Source organism: Sutcliffiella cohnii (genome assembly GCF_002250055.1).
GTDB classification, from domain to species: Bacteria; Bacillota; Bacilli; order Bacillales; family Bacillaceae_I; genus Sutcliffiella; species Sutcliffiella cohnii.
Window position 1 is genome coordinate 2,031,603 of record NZ_CP018866.1, and the last position, 19,850, is coordinate 2,051,452.

22 protein-coding genes are annotated in these 19,850 nt (G+C 33.3%); 15 read left to right on the forward strand and 7 right to left on the reverse strand.

Annotated features, from left to right (window positions below; all coding sequences use genetic code 11):
• The first annotated feature begins 233 nt into the window (after positions 1-233).
• The 9 genes from BC6307_RS10030 to BC6307_RS10070 all read left to right on the forward strand — a co-directional run bounded on the left by BC6307_RS10030 (position 234) and on the right by BC6307_RS10070 (position 9,295).
• Positions 234-2,777: an exonuclease domain-containing protein gene (locus BC6307_RS10030; protein WP_066413703.1), complete on the forward strand. Its 2,544-nt coding sequence runs from the start codon at positions 234-236 to the stop codon at positions 2,775-2,777.
• Positions 2,778-2,802: 25 nt separating this feature from the next.
• Positions 2,803-3,639 (forward strand): ComEC/Rec2 family competence protein, encoded by an 837-nt coding sequence (locus BC6307_RS10035; RefSeq protein ID WP_157076608.1) that lies wholly within the window; start codon positions 2,803-2,805, stop codon positions 3,637-3,639.
• Positions 3,640-3,875: 236 nt separating this feature from the next.
• Positions 3,876-4,046 (forward strand): YpmA family protein, encoded by a 171-nt coding sequence (locus BC6307_RS10040; RefSeq protein ID WP_084380284.1) that lies wholly within the window; start codon positions 3,876-3,878, stop codon positions 4,044-4,046.
• Positions 4,047-4,060: 14 nt separating this feature from the next.
• Complete coding sequence (locus tag BC6307_RS10045; protein ID WP_066413708.1) at positions 4,061-4,534, forward strand: cell wall elongation regulator TseB-like domain-containing protein; 474 nt, start codon at positions 4,061-4,063, stop codon at positions 4,532-4,534.
• 45 nt (positions 4,535-4,579) lie between these two features.
• Positions 4,580-5,764: a pyridoxal phosphate-dependent aminotransferase gene (locus BC6307_RS10050; RefSeq protein WP_066413711.1), complete on the forward strand. Its 1,185-nt coding sequence runs from the start codon at positions 4,580-4,582 to the stop codon at positions 5,762-5,764.
• A 202-nt stretch (positions 5,765-5,966) separates the two neighbouring features.
• Positions 5,967-7,262, forward strand: a complete 1,296-nt coding sequence (gene asnS, locus BC6307_RS10055; RefSeq protein WP_213083730.1) for an asparagine--tRNA ligase — start codon at positions 5,967-5,969, stop codon at positions 7,260-7,262.
• A gap of 141 nt (positions 7,263-7,403) precedes the next feature.
• On the forward strand, positions 7,404-8,111 hold the full coding sequence (locus BC6307_RS10060) for a DnaD domain-containing protein (protein WP_066413716.1): 708 nt from the start codon (positions 7,404-7,406) through the stop codon (positions 8,109-8,111).
• 23 nt (positions 8,112-8,134) lie between these two features.
• Entirely contained in the window at positions 8,135-8,788 is a 654-nt protein-coding gene (nth, locus tag BC6307_RS10065) for an endonuclease III (RefSeq protein WP_066413718.1), read from the forward strand.
• Positions 8,789-9,295 carry a YpoC family protein gene (locus BC6307_RS10070; protein WP_066413721.1) on the forward strand — a complete coding sequence of 169 codons (507 nt, stop codon included), beginning with the start codon at positions 8,789-8,791 and terminating at the stop codon, positions 9,293-9,295. It begins immediately after the preceding gene.
• A gap of 28 nt (positions 9,296-9,323) precedes the next feature.
• Here the strand turns inward: BC6307_RS10070 and BC6307_RS10075 are convergent, their stop codons facing one another.
• Together BC6307_RS10075 and recU are read right to left on the reverse strand one after the other, a co-directional pair.
• Positions 9,324-11,906 carry a PBP1A family penicillin-binding protein gene (locus BC6307_RS10075; RefSeq protein WP_066413724.1) on the reverse strand — a complete coding sequence of 861 codons (2,583 nt, stop codon included), beginning with the start codon at positions 11,904-11,906 and terminating at the stop codon, positions 9,324-9,326.
• Between the two features lie 35 nt (positions 11,907-11,941).
• Positions 11,942-12,550, reverse strand: coding sequence for a Holliday junction resolvase RecU (gene recU / locus BC6307_RS10080; protein ID WP_066413726.1), 609 nt, complete (start codon positions 12,548-12,550; stop codon positions 11,942-11,944).
• A gap of 73 nt (positions 12,551-12,623) precedes the next feature.
• On the opposite strand from recU, the gene BC6307_RS10085 reads away from it, so the two are divergent.
• The 3 genes from BC6307_RS10085 (at position 12,624) to BC6307_RS10095 (ending at position 14,763) form a co-directional block, all read left to right on the forward strand.
• The gene (locus tag BC6307_RS10085; RefSeq protein WP_084380286.1) at positions 12,624-13,646 is read left to right on the forward strand and encodes a DUF2515 family protein; all 1,023 of its coding nucleotides are present in this window, start codon (positions 12,624-12,626) and stop codon (positions 13,644-13,646) included.
• A gap of 461 nt (positions 13,647-14,107) precedes the next feature.
• Positions 14,108-14,353, forward strand: a complete 246-nt coding sequence (locus tag BC6307_RS10090; RefSeq protein ID WP_066413729.1) for a hypothetical protein — start codon at positions 14,108-14,110, stop codon at positions 14,351-14,353.
• A gap of 41 nt (positions 14,354-14,394) precedes the next feature.
• Positions 14,395-14,763 (forward strand): YppE family protein, encoded by a 369-nt coding sequence (locus BC6307_RS10095; RefSeq protein WP_066413733.1) that lies wholly within the window; start codon positions 14,395-14,397, stop codon positions 14,761-14,763.
• Between the two features lie 43 nt (positions 14,764-14,806).
• On the opposite strand, the gene BC6307_RS24775 is transcribed toward BC6307_RS10095, so the two are convergent.
• Together BC6307_RS24775 and yppF are read right to left on the reverse strand one after the other, a co-directional pair.
• Complete coding sequence (locus BC6307_RS24775; protein WP_157076609.1) at positions 14,807-14,971, reverse strand: hypothetical protein; 165 nt, start codon at positions 14,969-14,971, stop codon at positions 14,807-14,809.
• 94 nt (positions 14,972-15,065) lie between these two features.
• Positions 15,066-15,266 carry a YppF family protein gene (gene yppF, locus BC6307_RS10100; RefSeq protein WP_066413737.1) on the reverse strand — a complete coding sequence of 67 codons (201 nt, stop codon included), beginning with the start codon at positions 15,264-15,266 and terminating at the stop codon, positions 15,066-15,068.
• Between the two features lie 179 nt (positions 15,267-15,445).
• Between yppF and BC6307_RS10105 the strand changes: the two genes are divergently transcribed.
• Positions 15,446-15,922 carry a YppG family protein gene (locus tag BC6307_RS10105; RefSeq protein WP_066413740.1) on the forward strand — a complete coding sequence of 159 codons (477 nt, stop codon included), beginning with the start codon at positions 15,446-15,448 and terminating at the stop codon, positions 15,920-15,922.
• 462 nt (positions 15,923-16,384) lie between these two features.
• Here BC6307_RS10105 and BC6307_RS10110 read toward each other — a convergent pair whose 3' ends face one another.
• On the reverse strand, positions 16,385-16,639 hold the full coding sequence (locus BC6307_RS10110; protein ID WP_066418847.1) for a hypothetical protein: 255 nt from the start codon (positions 16,637-16,639) through the stop codon (positions 16,385-16,387).
• A complete protein-coding gene (locus BC6307_RS10115; RefSeq protein ID WP_066418851.1) occupies positions 16,632-16,826 on the reverse strand; it encodes a hypothetical protein in 195 nt (64 codons plus the stop codon). The genes BC6307_RS10110 and BC6307_RS10115 overlap by 8 nt, the downstream gene beginning before the upstream one ends.
• A 169-nt stretch (positions 16,827-16,995) precedes the next feature.
• On the opposite strand from BC6307_RS10115, the gene BC6307_RS25045 reads away from it, so the two are divergent.
• On the forward strand, positions 16,996-17,145 hold the full coding sequence (locus tag BC6307_RS25045) for a hypothetical protein (protein ID WP_169714879.1): 150 nt from the start codon (positions 16,996-16,998) through the stop codon (positions 17,143-17,145).
• A 45-nt stretch (positions 17,146-17,190) separates the two neighbouring features.
• On the opposite strand, the gene BC6307_RS10120 is transcribed toward BC6307_RS25045, so the two are convergent.
• Positions 17,191-17,664: an Hsp20/alpha crystallin family protein gene (locus BC6307_RS10120; RefSeq protein ID WP_066418853.1), complete on the reverse strand. Its 474-nt coding sequence runs from the start codon at positions 17,662-17,664 to the stop codon at positions 17,191-17,193.
• Between the two features lie 128 nt (positions 17,665-17,792).
• Here BC6307_RS10120 and BC6307_RS10125 point away from each other — a divergent pair, with 128 nt between their 5' ends.
• The gene (locus tag BC6307_RS10125) at positions 17,793-19,652 is read left to right on the forward strand and encodes a flippase-like domain-containing protein (RefSeq protein ID WP_066418855.1); all 1,860 of its coding nucleotides are present in this window, start codon (positions 17,793-17,795) and stop codon (positions 19,650-19,652) included.
• Positions 19,653-19,850 lie beyond the last annotated feature (198 nt).

Sequence of the window (19,850 nt, forward strand, 5' to 3'; positions counted from 1 at the left end):
CCAGGTTGATTGGATTTAGTTTGCCGCATCCGCTTTTATACTGATTTGCCAAAAATATTATTTAAGAATAAAAGAAAATATTTTTCGTTATAGAAATATTTCTTCTTAACCTTTAAACTAGTAGTAATAGTTGTTCAGTACGGTTTTTTCTCTAAAGTGATGGGAAAACTATAAATGTTACTTTTAGGAAATACGAACAAGGATAGAGATTAGGATTTTGAGGTGTTCTTTCAATGAATCATCGGTATGTCGTGCTAGACCTGGAAACAACAGGGAATTCGCCGAAAAAAAATGAAAAAATAATACAAGTAGGAGCCGTCCTTGTAGAAAATGGAGAGATTACAGAACGATTTGCAAGTTTTGTTAACCCTGGTTGTTCTATTTCCCCTTTTATTGAACATTTAACTGGAATTTCAAATGAACTTGTAAAAAATGCGCCAACATTTTCACAAATTGCGCCGATGCTTATAGATATGTTAGAGGGAGCTAGTTTAGTTGCCCATAATGTCCCATTTGATTTATCCTTTCTACAATATGAATTAAAAGAGAATGGATTTGAGCCATTTAAAGGGAAAGCAATTGATACGGTAGAGCTGTCAAGAATTCTTTTACCTACTCAAAGTAGTTATAAATTAACAGATTTAGCAACCTTTTATTCATTTACTCATGACAATCCACATAGAGCAGATAGTGACGCTGAGGTAACGGCATTTATTTTTTTAGAATTACTAAAAAAAATAGAAAAGTTACCTGTGAAAACGGTGAAAAAGATAAGAAAGCTATGTAAATTATTAAAAAGTGATGTATATTATGTATTTAAAAAACAAAATGGTTCAGAACCATCAGAAGAACTATTTTTCATTTATGAATCAGTTGCATTAAAGAAGATAGAACAAAGAATTGATGAAGCTATTGTTTCAAGTGATGAGCATCTTGAAAAAAATGAAGCTGAAATTACAAGCAAAGTTGAAATGTTATTACATAATCGAGAACATGCACTTTTAGAAATACCAAAAACAATAGAGTGGAAACAAAAATATATAGCAGGTATTACGTCTTTCGTAAAGAAACACAAGAAAAAAGTACTTATAACAGCCAACACACCACAAATACAAGCTAATATTCATCTACTACTTCAACAAGATAATCGTTTACTAGCAACAATCATAAAAGATAAAAGTAATTATTTAAACATTGATCGATTTGTACGTTCGTTACACGCAAAAGATAATAATTACGATACTATATTAACAAAAGCCCAAATACTAGTATGGCTAACGGAAACAGAAACAGGTGACGTTGAAGAATTATCTTTAACATCTGGTGGAAGGTTACTATGGGATACAATAAATTGCCGGTGGGAACAGTCAATATACAGTAAAGCACCGATTTGTTATTTTCAGCAGGCTGTAAAAAAAATGACGGAATCAGATATCATTATTACGGATCATTTTTATTTTATAGAAAGCTTGCAATCAGAAGAGGAATTATTACTCGAATGTGAATATGTCGTAATTGACGAAACAAATTCATTTATTAAAAACGTTAGGAAATATTACGGTATAAATATAAGTTATTTGAATTTACATTTTATCCTATCAAGATTAGAGCAAAATAGCTTAGTGGAGAGTACAAAAGAAGAACTAAATGAAGCTTTTACATTAATGAGAGACTATTGCCTAATGAAAGGTAAAAGTGGTTCAACTCGTTCGACGTACACAGTTCCAGCGGATTTAGCTACCGCTCCTGGGTGGGGCGCAATTCAGGAGGCTGTTAATCGTCTTCTCTTAAAGATAACGGAACTTATTCTCCAATTAGAAAGAGCAAGTGAAGAACATGAAACAACAATTACAGAGCTAGTTCAATATCAGAAAGATTTAAAGGTAGTTGTTTTTGAACAAGACGATAAGAGCCAAACATGGTTAGAAGCAGATATTAAAGGTGCCAAAAATGCAATCTCTATAAGAAGAATGCCAATAGATATATCGGAAAAACTTGCAGTACAGTTGTTTCAAAAGAAGAGTAGTGTTCTTTTACTAGATCAATCTCTACAAGCGGAAGACGATTACCAATTTATCATTAATGAGTTAGGATTATCTGACTTTTATCCTTCCACTTATTCCATGTTAAATGAAGAAAAAAGTAAAGTTACTATTCATATTCCAACAGATACTCCTTTAATATCGGAAGTTAAAGAAGAGGAATTCATTGAAAATATTGCTCTTCAATTAAAAGAAATTACAGGGAGTAAGGGTGGGAAAATTATCGCTTCATTTTCATCAGTTGAGATGATTGTTAAAGTTTACGAGCAACTTAAAGATTTATCAGTAGCAGAAAAGTATGTCATAATAAGCCAGAGTAATATTGGTGGTAGCAAACAAAAAATATTGAAAAACATGTTGAATTTTGAACATGTTATCGTTCTCGTTAGCCATCGCTTCTTTGAAGAAGTTTCGATGGAAAACGAAGAATTAGGGACGTTAGTAATAGCGAGGCTTCCATTTCATTCTTTAGATGAACCTCTTATAGCAGCGAAAATAAAAAATGTGGAGGCTCAGGACGGAAATTCATTTAAAGAAGTATCTTTACCACTTTCAATATTACGTTTTAAATACATTATTCAAGCGTTTATACATCAACAAATAAAGCAAGATTGTATTATATTAGATGCGAGAATTGCTCATAAAAAATATGGTGATTCCTTTATTAAATCTCTTCCGAATTGGAACATATGGAAAGAACCATTTTATTCAACTCTACAACGGATTAAAAGATAGACTTTTCAAGAACGGGTGAGTATGAATGTGGAAGTGGATGATGGTGAGTGTACTTTTCTTCTCACTTATTAACGATGAACCAACTGGCATAGAAAAGATCAATTTAAAGCTATCAGAGGATGAAATTGCTTTTACTTTTTTTGATTTGGTCGATGGAGAAAGTACGTTAATATTAGATAGTGAAGGTAACTCTATTTTAATAAACACAGGTGGGGCAAAATCAGAAGAAGAACTAGAACATTATCTCGATACGTATAATGTGAAAAGTATTGATCTTCTTATCATTACGAGTGACCGAGATGAGTATATCGGCAATACAAGCTGGTTATTCACAAATATTGAGATAGGAAGTATTATTTTACCGAGTAGCTTAGAACGAACTTGGAACGATACGACTTTACCAGTACAGTTTTGGAAAAAAGAAGAAAAAATGGAGCTTTTTAATGGAGTAACCGTTTCTGTATTAACAGATAGTATAAGCGACCATATAGGAATGGACTTACTACTTCAATTTGGTAGAAATGACCTACTGTACATGACATCAGCAAATAAAGAAATAGAACAACAACTTTTAAAAAAATATGCATTAAAAAATGTACATGTCTTAAAGGTTGGAGATTTTGGTAGCGAACAAGGCACGCATGGGAAGTTTTTAAAAGAAACAGATCCCCAAGTTGCAATCATTTTTAAAAAGGGTTCGACAAGTCCAGATACAGGAGTATTAGAACGTTTGCAAGACACATGGATTGACATTTATCAAACAAAACAAGTTGGTAATGTTACCGTTAAACTTACAAAAACTAATTATCAAGTGTTTACAATACCTATAAGAAGTACCAATATGTTATCTAAAAGTCGTTAATGAACCCTTTTGCTTGTAATCAACCGATATAAAAGAAAGGCCCTCTCTTTTGAGTGAGCCGTAAAAGGTGTGGGGTTAGGAAAGATTTTGATTGGGCTATAAACTGTTGTACGAAATGGAATGTTAGCGGTATAATGATTTTGGGTTGCTATTGATGTTTCAGTAATGTTATTTTTGCCGAGAAGAGCTACTCTTATGAATAACAAAAATTGCTTTTAAAGGCAGGGGATTTTTTAATGGAAAGTAAAATTGAAGTTCTCTCCTCAGTTAAAGTAGAGAATTCTAATGATCTATATAAGATTGTAGATGCCTTAAATAGAACGCTGAAGAGAGAAAACCTAATGTTTGGTCTTGCATTAGATAAAAATGAAAAAGATAAAGCTATCTTTACCATTTATCGTACATAAAGAGTGATAACTACATGAAAAAATGGATTATTTCAATTTTAGTAATAGGCATTGGCATTGTTTTATGGCAATCAATCTCTACGTATCAATCTGCAACTTCTTCATTAAAACAAGATGAACGCAGGGCAACGCAGTTAGCATATGAATTAAGTGACATAACAAAAGTGGAGCAAATTGATATTTATAGGGGAACTACCTTTTATATGATTGTGCAAGGATTAACAGCTTCTGATGAAACAATAGTTATTTGGATTGATGAAGAAGAAAAAATAGTAGAAACTAAAAATTCCTCTGACGGCATTCCACGAGAAGAAGTGTTAAATTATTTGCAAACAGATAGAAATCCGCAAAAAATTCATTCCATTTCACTCGCTATGGAAAATAATTTACCACTATGGGAAATAAAATTCACTGATGCAGCAAATCGTTATAATTTATATTATATAACATTTGAAAAAGGAGAATTTTTTCAAAGAATTACCTTTTAATATTGGGGAAACATTTTTAGGATATGGCTATAGGAGGATATTAAAATGAAACTTGCTAAAAGAGTAATGACATTAACTCCGTCGACAACGTTAGAAATAACAGCTAAAGCAAAAGCTCTAAAAGATGCCGGTCATGATGTGATTGGTTTAGGAGCAGGAGAACCTGATTTCAACACACCAGATCATATTTTAAATGCTGCAAAGGATGCAATGGATAAAGGCTTTACGAAATATACACCATCTGGAGGACTTCCAGCCTTAAAAAATGAAATTGCAAATAAATTAAAGGTAGATAACAATATTGAATATAAGCCTTCAGAAATTGTCGTTTGCTCAGGTGCTAAACACGCACTTTATTTATTATTTCAAGTTATTTTAGACGAAGGTGATGAAGTAATCATTCCTACACCGTATTGGGTAAGTTATCCTGAACAAGTTAAACTTGCAGACGGTGTTCCAGTTTATGTGGAAGGAAAAGAAGAGAATAACTTTAAAATAACAGCAGCACAACTAAAAGAAAAGATAACAGCGAAAACACGAGCAGTTATTATTAATTCTCCAAGCAACCCCACTGGAATGGTATATACAGAACAAGAACTAGTTGAACTTGGAGAAGTTTGTAAAGAGCATAATGTTTTAATTGTTTCTGACGAAATTTATGAAAAGCTTTTATATGATGGAAATAAACATATTTCTATTGCACAATTATCTCCAGAATTAAAAGACTTAACGATTATTATTAATGGGGTATCTAAATCTCATTCCATGACAGGTTGGAGAATCGGTTATGCTGTAGGAAACGAAACAATAATAAAAGCAATGACAAACTTAGCAAGTCACAGTACGTCAAACCCTACTTCGATTGCACAATATGCTACGATAGCTGCTTATGCTGGTCCTCAAGATGATGTTGAAACAATGAGAGCAGCGTTCGAGGAAAGACTAAATGTTATATTTGAAAAATTAAATAATATTCCTGGCTTTTCTTGTATTAAGCCTCAAGGAGCTTTCTACTTATTCCCAAATGTATCAGAAGCAGCTAAACTAGCTGGTTTGGAAGATGTGGATTCATTTGTAAAAGTGTTATTAGATGAAGAAAAGGTAGCACTCGTTCCTGGTTCAGGCTTTGGTGCACCTAATTATGTTCGTTTATCCTATGCAACATCACTTGTGCAGCTAGAAAATGCAGTAGATCGTATAGCGAAGTATATGAACAAAGTAACAAAATAAAATCTAACCAATCAGTGGGGTTAATCTCCACTGATTGTTAGTTGGACTAACAACTTAGACGCGTTTACAGTATAAATACTTAAAATATTATTGACAATTAGTTAGGAAATACTTTAGTGTATATTCTTGCATTGCGTCGAATTTAAGTCACTTGTATAATAGACTGTATACGCAAAAGTAATAATTTGTCGGAGGGAAATATATAGTGAAAACTACTATTGCAGAAGTACATAAGTATGTAGATCAAGAAGTAACCATCGGTGCATGGATTGCAAATAAACGTTCTAGTGGTAAAATTGCATTTTTACAATTACGTGACGGAACAGGTTTTATTCAAGGAGTAGTTGTAAAAGCAGAAGTTAACGAGGAAGTATTCCAAAAGGCTAAAAGTATAACACAAGAATCTTCTTTATATGTTACAGGGATGATAAAAGTCGATGAGCGTTCACCTTTAGGTTACGAGCTTCTTGTTACGAATATGGAAGTAATACATGAGGCAGTTGACTATCCAATTACACCAAAAAATCATGGCACTGAATTTTTAATGGACAACCGTCATTTATGGCTCCGTTCTAAAAGACAACATGCTGTTATGAAAATCCGTAACGAAGTTATACGTGCAACATACGAATATTATAATCAAAATGGTTTCACAAAAGTTGATCCACCAATTTTAACTGGAAGTGCACCAGAAGGAACAACTGAACTTTTTAATACAAAATATTTTGATGAAGATGCTTATTTATCTCAAAGTGGCCAGTTATACATGGAAGCTGCAGCTATGGCGTTAGGTAAAGTATTTTCATTCGGACCAACTTTCCGTGCAGAAAAGTCTAAAACTCGACGTCATTTAATTGAATTTTGGATGATTGAACCAGAAATGGCATTTTATACACATGAAGAAAGTTTAAAGGTGCAAGAAGAGTACGTTTCATATCTTGTACAATCCGTGTTAAAAAATTGCAAATTAGAGTTAGGTGTACTTGGAAGAGATACTTCAAAACTTGAACAAGTACAAGCTCCATTTCCTAGAATTACATATGATGACGCAATTAAATTATTGCACGAGAAAGGTTTCGATGATATTCAATGGGGTGATGATTTTGGTGCTCCTCATGAAACGGCTATTGCAGAATCATTTGATAAACCGGTTTTCATCATTCATTATCCAACTGCATTAAAACCGTTTTATATGCAACCACATCCAGAACGTGAAGATGTTGTCTTATGTGCGGATTTAATTGCTCCTGAAGGATATGGAGAAATTATCGGAGGTTCTGAAAGAATTCACGATTACGAGTTAATGAAACAACGTATGGAAGAGCATGATTTAGATCCAGCAGCATATGACTGGTATTTACAATTGAGTAAATACGGTTCCGTACCTCACTCTGGCTTCGGTCTAGGTCTAGAACGTACGATAGCATGGATTAGTGGTATTGAACACGTTAGGGAAGCAATTCCGTTCCCAAGATTGTTAAATCGTCTATATCCATAATATATAAGGAAAAACGACCACTATACATTGCTTAGTGGTCGTTTCTTAGTTTTCATTATTTTTACTTAATGCTAGTATACTAATATTTCCTTAGAAGCTTTCCTCTTTATTTGTTATACTAAGGTAGAGGTGTTTTGTCACATGATAAAAGATGATTTTATTCAGTTCCTAGAAGAAGGGAACTTATCGATTCCAAAATTTTTATTATCTAACTATACGAAACTAGGATTAAACGAAACAGAATTTATCCTGCTATTACACATACACTCCTTTTTAGAAAGTGGTAAAACTTTCCCAACTCCAATGGAAATTGCCGACTTAATGACAATTTCTCCATCCGATTGCATGGAAACCATTCGTCATTTATTGAAAAAAGGATATTTAACTATTTCAGATGAGATGGATGAGTTAAATATAAAATATGAGAGATATTCGTTACAACCGCTATGGGAAAAAATGATTCAATACATGATGGAAAGAAAGCAAATTGAAAAAATTCAACATACCGAAGAGGAAGAGGTAAGTCTATACACTATTTTTGAAAAAGAGTTTGCTAGGCCACTTTCACCATTTGAATGTGAATCGTTATCGTTGTGGATTGATCAAGATGAACACGATACTTCCGTTATTAAAGCAGCATTGCGAGAAGCGGTTTTAAGTGGAAAGCTAAATTTCCGTTATATCGATCGAATTTTATTTGAGTGGAAAAAGAATGGTATAAAAACGGTTGATCAAGCAAAAGAGTACAGTAAGAAATTTCGAAAATACCAATTACAACAAAAGAAAACGGCAGTTGGACATGAAAAGGAACAAACTAATACAGTCCCTTTTTATAACTGGCTCGATTAAAGTAGTTTTGAGGTGTAATTATTATGTTAAATTTAAAACAAGTTAGACATTGTTTAGATACTTTTGAGGACATGTTTCCAGAAGCGCATTGTGAATTAGTTCATAAAAACCCTTTTGAACTAGTAATTGCTGTTCTATTATCTGCACAATGTACAGATGTATTAGTTAATAAAGTAACGAAAGAATTATTCCAAAAATATGAAACACCTGAAGACTATTTGGCAGTTTCATTAGAAGAATTACAAGATGATATACGCTCTATTGGCCTTTATCGAAATAAAGCGAAAAACATTCAAAAACTATGCCAACTATTATTAGATGACTATAATGGACAAGTACCAAATGAACGAGATGAACTAATGAAATTACCTGGTGTAGGAAGAAAAACAGCAAATGTAGTCGTATCTGTTGCTTTTGGAATACCTGCTATTGCTGTAGATACTCATGTAGAGAGAATTAGTAAACGACTAGGCATTTGTCGTTGGAAAGATAACGTACTAGAAGTAGAAGAGACTTTAATGAGAAAAGTACCACGAGAAGAGTGGTCAGATACTCATCATCGTATGATTTTCTTTGGCCGCTATCATTGTAAAGCACAATCTCCACAATGTGATAAATGCCCATTATTAGATTTATGTCGAGAAGGAAAGAAGCGTATGAAGGGGAAAAGCGCATAAATGGATATAACAGTACCTACTTCTTTTCAACGCGAACCTTTTTATAAAACAGGGGACACAATAACGACATCAGAACAATGGAACGGTTTATTTATAGATTTGCCATCATTTTATTTCAATATAACTAAACAACAATCAAATATTAATAGTGAATGGCTAATAAAGCTGTTCGAGGAATGGAAGGTAGAGAAAAGAAAAGTTCAAACGTTATTCAAAGAGAAAAATGGGGAATATATTAGTAACGTAATGCGGAAATTTATTGCCCATTTTACGGAAGTACTGTTTTGGATAAATGATGAGGTAATCCTTGACCTTCACGTCCTTGGCGATTCCATTAGTCTTTTTAAATGGCAACCAATTAATAGTTCGGAAAGATTAGAATATATTATTGCTCATTATAAAAAATACCACGCATGGATTCAGCTTTCTGAATTGTATACGGAATTAGAGAAGTTATATTATAAGAAAAGACAATTAGAAAAAGTAAAAGAGCCAAAATCAACTTGATTTTGGCTCTTTACATTCTCATTTTTAATTATTCAGTTTCTACATCTTCCTCGACGTCTTCCTCTTCTTCATCATCACGTGGAGGTGGGTTAATTCCTTCAGTTGGTGGTCTGTTACCATCTTCCTCACCATCATCCTCCTCATCAACAGGCGGCTCAGGAATTGGAATGATCTCTTCTAATTCTTCTTCCTCTTCTTCTTGTATTATAGGAATTTGAACAGATTTTGTAACAGTCTCACTTCTATTTTGTTCATTCTCATCTGATATAGCAGTAATAGATATAGTATAAGTGGAACCAGGCTCAGGATTATCTATTGTAAATGTTAAGTCTTTTGTAACAGTTAACACTTGCGCATCACCATTATCTCTTTGTGCTGTTAATTCAAAGCTAATATCAGCTAAGCGATCATCGTTATAATCCCAATTAATGACGATTTGATTTGCCTCTTCTTCATAAACTGCCGTGACATTTTTCGGGTTATCGACTTTGTCAAATTCTTTAGATACGGTAGTTGGTTCTGTACCTTTTACAAAATACTCGTAAATAATTTTATCCTTCGGTGTAAATTCACTAGCTAGAAGGGGAGGGTTAGTCCCAGACTCCACACCAACTCGGACTACACTATTTGGAACGCGGAAATCTACTTTGTCCTCATCTGTTGTAGCAACATGCTGTAAAAGCTCCTTAAATAGCATTCTTGAGTAATATTGATCTTGAAACCCTTGTGTTGGAGAACGTAAAAAATTACCTTCTCCCATTTTGGAAAAACCATTCCATACCGCTATAGAATACGTAGGTGTATAACCAGCGAACCATGTACTAGGAGCAGCGCCGGAAGGGACGTTGTATGTTGCTAAATCATTTTGGTCAAAGTTAGTTGTTCCAGTTTTCCCTGCAATGTGTAAGCCAGGAACTTGAGCTAGTCTACCTGTTCCGCCTGAGGTCATTGCAGTTTTTAATACATCACTAATCATGAAAGCAGTAGAATCTTTCATTCCGACTTTTGATTCATTTGCTAAATTAACGGAAGTACCGTCAGGAAATTGTACTTTCGATACTGCATATGGTTCGGTGTAAATACCTTCATTTCCAAAGGCTGCGTATGCACCAGCTAATTGAAGGGGGGATACACCTGTTTTAAATCCACCGATTGAATATGATTCATGTATCGTTTCTTCTAATGGAATACCTAAGTTCACAGCGAATTCTCGTGCTCGTTCACTTCCTACTTCTTGGAACGCCTTTAATGCCGGAATATTACGAGATCTAGCTAGTGCTTGACGCATTGTCAACCAACCTTCATGTTTACGATCCCAGTTTTGGATTGGCGTTTTATTTGCATCAGAATACGTATAAGGCTCATCTTTTATTTGATGATATGTTGACCAGTTTAAATACTCTACTGCAGGACCGAAGTCTAGTATTGGTTTTATTGCAGAACCTGGTTGTACTCTCGTATCAGTAGCGTAGTTATAACCAGTTTTCACATAATTACGACCACCACCAAGTGCGCGTATTTGGCCAGTTTTCGTATCAACTAAAGCAATTCCTGATTGATAATCTTCGTTATCAACATGAGGAACAGGACCTTCATCAGAAAGTAAGAATTCCACTTGTTCTTGCGCCTTCGTATCAAGTGTTGTATGAATAACCAATCCATCAGATCTTGGATCTATATTCTCACCAAGTTTTTCTTGTAATTCCTCGACAACTTGGTCTACGAATGCGTTGTAACGATTTGAGAATGTGGGAGCATTAGTTCCGTCAACTAAAGTAGAAGTGATCTCTACTGCTCTAGCTTCATCTGCTTCCGCTTCCGTAATCTTTCCGTGTTTAACCATTAATGTTAGAACGATATTTCTTCGTCTTTCCGCATTTTCTGGATACTTAACTGGATTATAGTTGTTAGGACTTTGCGGTAAACCAGCTAACGTTGCCACTTCATGTAATTCTAATTCATCAAGTTTTTTACCATAATAATTTTGTGCTGCCCTTGCAATTCCGTAAGCGCGATTAGAGAAGTAAATTCGGTTTAAATACATTTCTAAAATTTCTTCTTTAGTAAATCTACTTTCTAATTGATAAGCTAAGTATGCTTCTTGCGCTTTACGAGAAAGTTTTTTCTCTTCTGTTAAGAAACTTAGTTTTACGAGCTGTTGTGTAATGGTACTACCACCTTCAGCTCCAAAACCTCTAGATACGTTCGCTAATACTGCACCGCCTAAACGACGGTAGTCAATACCGTTATGTTCAAAGAACCGAACATCCTCTGTCGCTAAAAATGCGTCAATAACAAGCTGGGGTATATCATCATAATTTACGTAATCACGAGCTTCATTACCACCAATTTCAGCAGCTAGTTCACCGTTTTTATCCATTACTTTGGATGGAACGGGAACTTTTAATAACGTCTCGTCTAGTGGAGGAGTATCTTTAACGAAATAAGCAAAAGTACCAATTCCGATTAACAATCCGATTAGACCTACTAAAACAAGTGCTAAAAATGTCTTTTTAACTAAACCTTTAGCGCTTTTTTTACCATTTTTTTTGTTTTTCTTTTCTTCTAAAGCTTTTCTACGTTGTTCTCTTGATTTATATTGTTCGCTCATAGTATAACCTGCCTTTCTCCTCGATAAGTAGACAATCAACAAAAGTGTTCGTCTACATGTTTAATGTAATCAATTCGAGGTTGGTAACCGATAGGAATTTCATATCCATGTTCCATAATCTCTTCCCTCGTTATAGATTTCCTTCCACCGTTGTTTTTTCTGTCCCAGTATTCAAATAACTTTTCAGCTGGTAATAAGTATACCTCCTGTAAAAGAGTGAACATTAATATGACGAAACAAATCCCATTTTGTTTCACAACTTGTCTCATATGTTTAATCTGGTGGTCATGAAAGTTAGATAGTGGGAAAGAAGTTTTGTTTTTCGTCTCTTTAGCTTCAAAGTCAATATATTTCCCACGATAAACACCGTTATAGTCAGTTGTAGATGCTATTTTAAAGTAAGCTTCTTTAATAACTGCTGCGCTTCGCTGTGGATAATCTACTGATACGATTTGTATAGGTGTAGGTTTTTTATGTATAACAGCTATATTTTCTTGTAAGTAAAATTTATTTGTAATATCTAAATCTTCTTCCAACGTCATTCCGCGATTTCCATATTGTATTGAACTTAATTTTGTATTACGTTTATTTTTATTATTTCCATTTCCATTATATACCTTACCACTTGGATATCTTATATTCATAAAATTCCCCCTATTAGCAAAACCTAACCGTTAAATCTATTATTATTTTTCTTCTTCCAAGGAGGATGAAGTGTTGTTTAAGAGACGCTCTTCCCAATATCAACCAATTTTAAAAAGACGTAGCTTAAAAAAATACTCCTATCAAGACAATAAGTTTATCATTGAAATAAGAAAAAATACAGTAAAATATAATGTCGATAATGTGGCTAGGACAAATGCTTACGCAATGTTTTATGAAAATAACAAGGAAATTAAATGGGCATTTTTAGCAAGTATGGTCTCAAGGAATGCAGGATGGAATATGACTGATTTATGGAATAAATGGTATGTACTTGCATTAGAACTTGAGGTAAGGAGATTGTTCTTTTTAACGTTTGAAAGAGCAAATTGGATCATCTTTCAAGATGCATATCCACAACTATTAATTTACGAACTTTCCAAAAAGTTAAATAAGCCAATGTTTCACTTATTAAAAGCCTTTAATGTATCTGTTTTCATGGAATATGAATGGAATATGTTTTGGGAATATAGAGATTATGAACGAATAATGTATTCACTTATTATTAATGAACAAAATATGATTCAACAACCAGTTATCGAAAATAAAGTATTTCACAAAAAAGTCTTTAAATCACTTCCTTACAAACTACAAGAGCTTGGACATTTTAGTTGTGTTATCTTCCCAACATTACAAGGGAAATTATACGGATCGTCTGTGCATGGTTTTGAGAAAATAGATAATCGGATAAATCTAGGAAAGCGCCTTGCAGCTATTTTATTTTCAGAAGAACATTATCACTCTTTTTATCATTTTTCAAAAAAAAACGAACATACAGGTTCTAGGTATGATTATGAAAAATTTATTCATCCACGTTTTACAAGGGAGACTCCATTTTTAAGATCATGTTACCCAATCATTCAACACGAAAAGCTAATAGATGAAGATTGGCTATGTAAAAACGAAAAGAAAGTAAAAAAGTGGGGGAGAGGAATCTCAAAAGAGGAAATTAACGAGATAACAAAGTGGTTCCTTCATAAACAGCATCAAATGCATGGTCTTATTGCACTTAACCATTGGGTATTAAAGAAGGAGTAATTAGACGGCTACTTTATTTGTAAAACTAAAACCAATCCATTTGCCGTGGTTTAAATATGAATATGAACAACTAGTCATTTTCAAAGTAGTTATTATGAAATAATAAGTATATTTATGTAAAAAAAGTAAGCGTTCTCCAATCAACGAGAGAACGCCTTTTTTTCATTAAGTTACTCTGCTGGACGGTTAGGCCCGCCTAATTTTTTATCTAACTGCTCAGGAGGATTTTCCTGTTTACGTTGTTTCCCATTTTTTTGTTTATTGTTTTTTGTTTTTGACATTTGTTAACACCTCCATTACTTAGAATGTACTTAAATATTTTTTATATGATGCGAAAAATGATGGAAAACGCGCAAAAAAGGATTTTCTTTGCCGAATTAATTCTAGTTTTGTCAAGTGTGAAGGGGAACATTTTTATTCGTTGAATGTATATATAAACATTTATTTTGGAGGGAAGTACGATGACAAAATTAGTTTCAAAAGAAGAATCTATAAAAGTATTGGACAAGTTATTACATGATATAGAACATATAGAATTCGTAAAAAAAACAGCTACCGATACAGAAAGGGAAGAAATGGAAGCAGTTATGAGAGATCAAATAAGTCGATTACATTGTACATTAGATGAAATAGAACGAGTATTGAAGCACGAGACAAATAAATCGCGAAAGACTTATCAATTTAGAGAGACGCTTCTTTCAACATAATATAAGATTTATGTTATTATGTTGTAATGAGGTGAGAAAACATGCCAGAGTTAGTTAATGCAAAGGCCCTTTCACAACAACTATTAAAAGATGTGGACGGAATGCAACAACAGTTTTGGAAGACAAGAGAAAGAGAAGAGGAATATGATTTTTTTACAACTGTTAAACCAGAAGCGGATCGTATTCACTCCTGTACAGAAGAATGGGTGAGAGAAACGAAAAAATGGATTATAGAAAATGGTCCAAAATATATACATGCTAATCAAATTGATGCAACTGCAGAAAATATAAATTTAATTGCTGTTCAATGTTTTTTTAAAAATACTAGCAAAAAGCGTTTTTTTGATATGTGCCAATCCATAACGTACATTTTAGAAGATATTATAAAAAAATGGGAAGAGACAAAATAGTCTTTTCCCATTTTTTACAAAGTATTACGAAGAAAACGATAAATTATCTTTCTTTTTCAACTTTAACTGTAACAGGTCTATCACCTTCACTAGCTACTGGCTCAATTGCATATTCTACTTTTTCAAAAACCTTTTTCTCAGCAGGTTGTGCGCTAGACAAAGATGCATGTCCTTTTTTCTTATGATTGTATGCTTTTCCTCTACTCAAAAGAATACCTCCTTAAAGGATTAATACTCTTTTATTGTTCTCGACATACACCTTTTTCATTTTGATAAGAAATTGGCAATAATGGAAAGAAGATTTAAGAAATTTCAACTTCCGCTTCAATAGTCGGAAAATAGGCACCTTTATTTTCAAGTTCTTTGATGACTTTACGGTATTGAGTAATGGTTAATTCATTTTTTAAATAAAGCTGTCGTGCATAATCGAGCAACTCATTCACATTCATAGGTTCATAACTCTTACCATTCATAAAACGTTTTCTTAAGTCTTCTAATACCATCGTACCCCTCCCATTCCTATGTTACTTTTATCATAACATGAGAAGAATATAGGAAATAGATGAAAAATGGAGTTAAATTGCGACAAATTAGGACAAACTTGGAGTTGTTGGAGACTGCACCTTTTTGGGTATTTGTCATAAGTTGAATATAGATAGAGATATATTGAGGAGGTGTAAAAATGTTTAGGGGACACTATAGGAGAACACCTAGACATTTATATGCGTACAATCGGCAGATGGGGTGGATGAACGATTGGAATCAGTATGTTCCTAATAATCCACAGATGTTTACTCCATTTAATCCGCAAAGCAGTGGTGGGTGGGGGATGTTTAATCAAATGTCATTTCCATTTCAGTCTCAAGGACAACAATATACGGACTCACCTTTTGCCGGGCCATATTCTATGCAATCAGGGCAAGTGGACCAACAAAATTGGGGAGCTAATTCTTTCGGCTTTATGAATCCGTATCCGATTCAAACGCAACAACAGTTTCAACAACAACAAAAGCAATTTTCCACTTTTTTAAATCAATTTAAAGGGCAAGATGGAAGTTTAGATATGAAAAAAATGATGGATACTGCGGGACAGATGATGAATACTGTTAATCAGTTGAATGGTTTAATTAAAGGAATTACAAGTACATTTAAAGCGTAAAGAAGATGCAGATTTTGCATCTTCATTTTTTAATTTCTTAGGTCTACTCTGAAAATATCTTTTATACAACATTGAATGTTGTTATACGGCTTAAGTTAATCCGTTTCACTTCGCTGCAGACACTTGCTTTCCGCGGGGAGATGTCTAGCTCCAGCGCATTGGCCCTATCAAACTTCCCAGTCCGTCCGTACGATAAGTCAACATCAACTCAACTAACGTTTCGTTGTGTTTCCTTTATCTCCTACCGGACTGCTCCAGTTTGTACGGGCCAGATCGATGCGCTTACGCTTTTCGTGGAGTCGAGCCTCCTCGGCTTCGCCTGTGGGGTCTCGACCTTCCCTCTACATCCCGCTGGAGTCAAGTGTCTTCCGCTCCGTTCCACTCTCGGTTCTGTACATTGAAAGTTAGTATCTGTACCTTAGCTGCTTTTCTTGCATATCGCTTTAAGAGTTTCTACCTTAACTAAAATAAAAGTTCATAAACTTCATTTAGTTGTTGTACACGGGGGAAGTCTTCGCTTTCCATCGCGTTAGATAGTTCATTTGGTAAGATTGAATTTAAATATTGTATTTCTTGTTCGGATAAGTCTAATACAAAATCCCGTTCCGTGTTATAGTGATTGTTTGCAATTTTACTTAATAACTGAGACGGGTAATGTTGACCTTCATTCGTATAATTACTTAATACTTCTCTTAAGTAAGCTAAAGGTTTATTCATGATATTCACCTTTTCTTTTATCTTCAAAAAAGTACTCTTCAAACTTTTCAGCTTCCTCATGATTCATAGATGATGTGTAATAAGGATTATCTTGAATCCCTGTACTATCATCAAGGTTCGTTTTAATTGTAATGGATGGGGAACTAGAAGGTTCCACATAGAGTCGCTTTCCTTTTTCTTTCTTCAACGAATTCCACCTCCACAGAAATTTTTCTACACGTTATTAACGTAAGTATTTTTTATAGTTCCTATGTAAAAAGAAAATAATAAATAAAGGGTAAGAAGTAAAAAATTTCTATACTAATATTAATGGAAAGTAAGAAAAATATAATGATTATAAAAAAGGAGGTTAGAAAATGACTAATAAAAATGATAATCGAGAACGAAAAAATAAATATCCATATAATAAACACCAAACAGAGATGGGTAAAGAGTTAACAAGTATACAAAATGACCCAACGCCCGAAGAAAACCCAAAATACGGTACACATAATCATAAAAACTAATGAATTAAAAAAGGATGTAAATGATGGGGAACCATCGTTACATCCTTATCCTTCAATTTCGTATTTCCTTCTTTGTTTTTTAGGTATGATTATTTTAAGTAAACCATCTTGATAGTTTGCTTTTAATTGATGTGTTTTTACATATGGGGGAACGGGAATAGTTCTAGATGCATGTTTGTATGAAATGCTTTTATTTAAAAGGTGATGGTCTTTTTTCATTTCACTAATTTCTTCATGTTTTACAGTTATTGTGACATATTTATCAAATGTTTCAATCGTTATTTGATCTTTCTTTACCCCAGGAAGCTTACAAAATATAAGAAATTCATTATCTGTTTCTGTAGTTTCTATTGATAGTGTATTTTCTTGCAAAGCATTTGTAAAAAATTCATCCATTTGTTTCACAATATTTTTTAGAGGTGAATGTGTAAAAAAATCGTCCATACTTTTTAATATGTCTCTAATAACAGGTTCTCCTTGTTTTTTAGCTTGTAGCTCCTTCTTATCCTTTTGCTCCATTCCTTTCACTCCTTCCGATATTATGTATATGTTTAAGGGTAGGCATTAGTGAAGATAAAAAAACAATAGTCACATTTCCTTTTATATGGTACTTTTGAAACAAAACAACCTTTAGAGGAAGAAAAATTATGAATGTTCTAAAAAACACATATATTTATAAAGTTTGGAAAGTGTTTTTTCCAATTACAGTGCTATTATTTGTTTATATGGAGGCAAAAAGGCTTTTTTCAAAAATTGACTTTGAACTTGCCATTTATAAAATACAGGAGATAGGTTTATTCTCCTTTTTGTGTCTTGTGCTTTTCGGTATTTTAGCTGTATGTACAATGATATTTTATGATGTGATTATAGTAAGAGAATTAAATATAAAACCAAAACATTACCTTATAAAATCATTTGCTTTTAATTCATATGCAAATTTTTTTGGCTTTGGTGGATTTGCTGGGGTAGGATTACGTACATTTTTTTATCGAGAGCGAGTAGATAAGTTATCGCAACTATTAAAGTGGGCAACTGTAATTCTTCCGTTTATGTTAACTGGGTTATCTTTATTAGCGTATTTTGTCCTAGTTACGGAGTGGAAAAAACCGTTTATGTTAGAGACATATCCGGTTTTAAAAATACCCCTTTCCTTAATGTGTATCTTTGCACCGCTGCTATTGATTGGAAGTATTTGGACAAAAAAGGTCCATTTCCGCACACAAATAAAATTAATTACCGTTTCGTTATTAGAATGGATAGTAGCTGCAATTCTCTTTACTCTAGTAGCGTATTCATTACATATCAATATGAATATAAGTATATTACTACTTTTATTCATATTAGCAGCAACAGTTGGTGTAATTAGTACGGTGCCAGGAGGTCTAGGTGCCTTTGATTTTGTCATGTTAGTAGGGTTATCCCATTTTGGGGTTACGGAAGAACGTACGGTTGCATTACTTTTATTGTATCGAATAGTATATTACTTTCTTCCGTTTATCTTTAGTTCTATTATATTAGGCTACTTTATGCAAAAGGAAAAACGATGGGGTCTATTTATTCCTAGTAAAGAAAGCTTTGAAAAAAGCGCGTACCGTATATCTGTTGTTTTCGTTTTAATAGTAGGAATGCTTCTCCTTGTCTTTCCGGTAGCACCTGCCATCGTTCATCGGTTAAAATGGGCAGATCAGTTTCTATCCTTGCAAGTGATGCAAGTCTCCCAGCAAGTTTCTATTATAATAGGGATTTTATTACTTGTATTAGCACGTTCGTTGTATGACCAAGTAAAGAGAGCATATTACGCTACTAGTATCATTTTACTTATTGGCGTAATATTTAGCTTTTCGAAAGGATTTCAGTTTGGGGAATCGGTTATTTTATTAATCGCCGCCCTTTTATTAAGAACTTCTAAAAATCAATTTTACCGAAAGAGTAGCCCTTATACTCTTGGTAAAGGAATAGTAGATGGCGTTATTGTATTTTTTCTTTCAAGCTTATATGTAGGAGTGGGTGTTTTACAAATACCAATTATTAAACGGTACGTTCCGAGTAGGTTTCAAGAATTGTTTTCACTTCAAATGACAGAGCTAATGGTAGATATTGTGATTGGCGTTGTACTTTCTATTGCATTAGCATACATAAGCTTATTTTGGAAGGGTGAAAAATACCGTTTCACGAAATCAAAGACTAAAAAAACTTACTTTCTGCCAAAAGGTGCCATGTATATCCATAGAGAGAAGAGAAGTTACTGGTACTATGAAAAATGGATGGATAAAATATTAATAAATATGAAGGAAAGCAATAATATTGATAGAACTAGCTTACTAACCTTTCAAAAAAATATTGATTTATACGGTTATAAAATTATTTACGTACAAATTCCAAAAACTGAAATGGAATGGATCCAGAAGGAAAACTTCTATATAATAGAAAATTACGGATTTCCTAAAGAAATACCTGTATTTGTAGCAAAATTATATATAAAAGCAATAAAAAAGTATAATTCATAAAAAATACAAGCAGAAATGCTTGTATTTTTTTATGATTATGTACTATTAGATGATTATGTACTATTAGATGATTATGTACTATTAGATGATTATGTACTATTAGAAAAAAATACTTAGTTAAAGAAATTAACCACTTAAGTACAATGCTTAAATAAAACGATCAATAGCTTTATACATCTTCTTTTTATGAAAACTCAT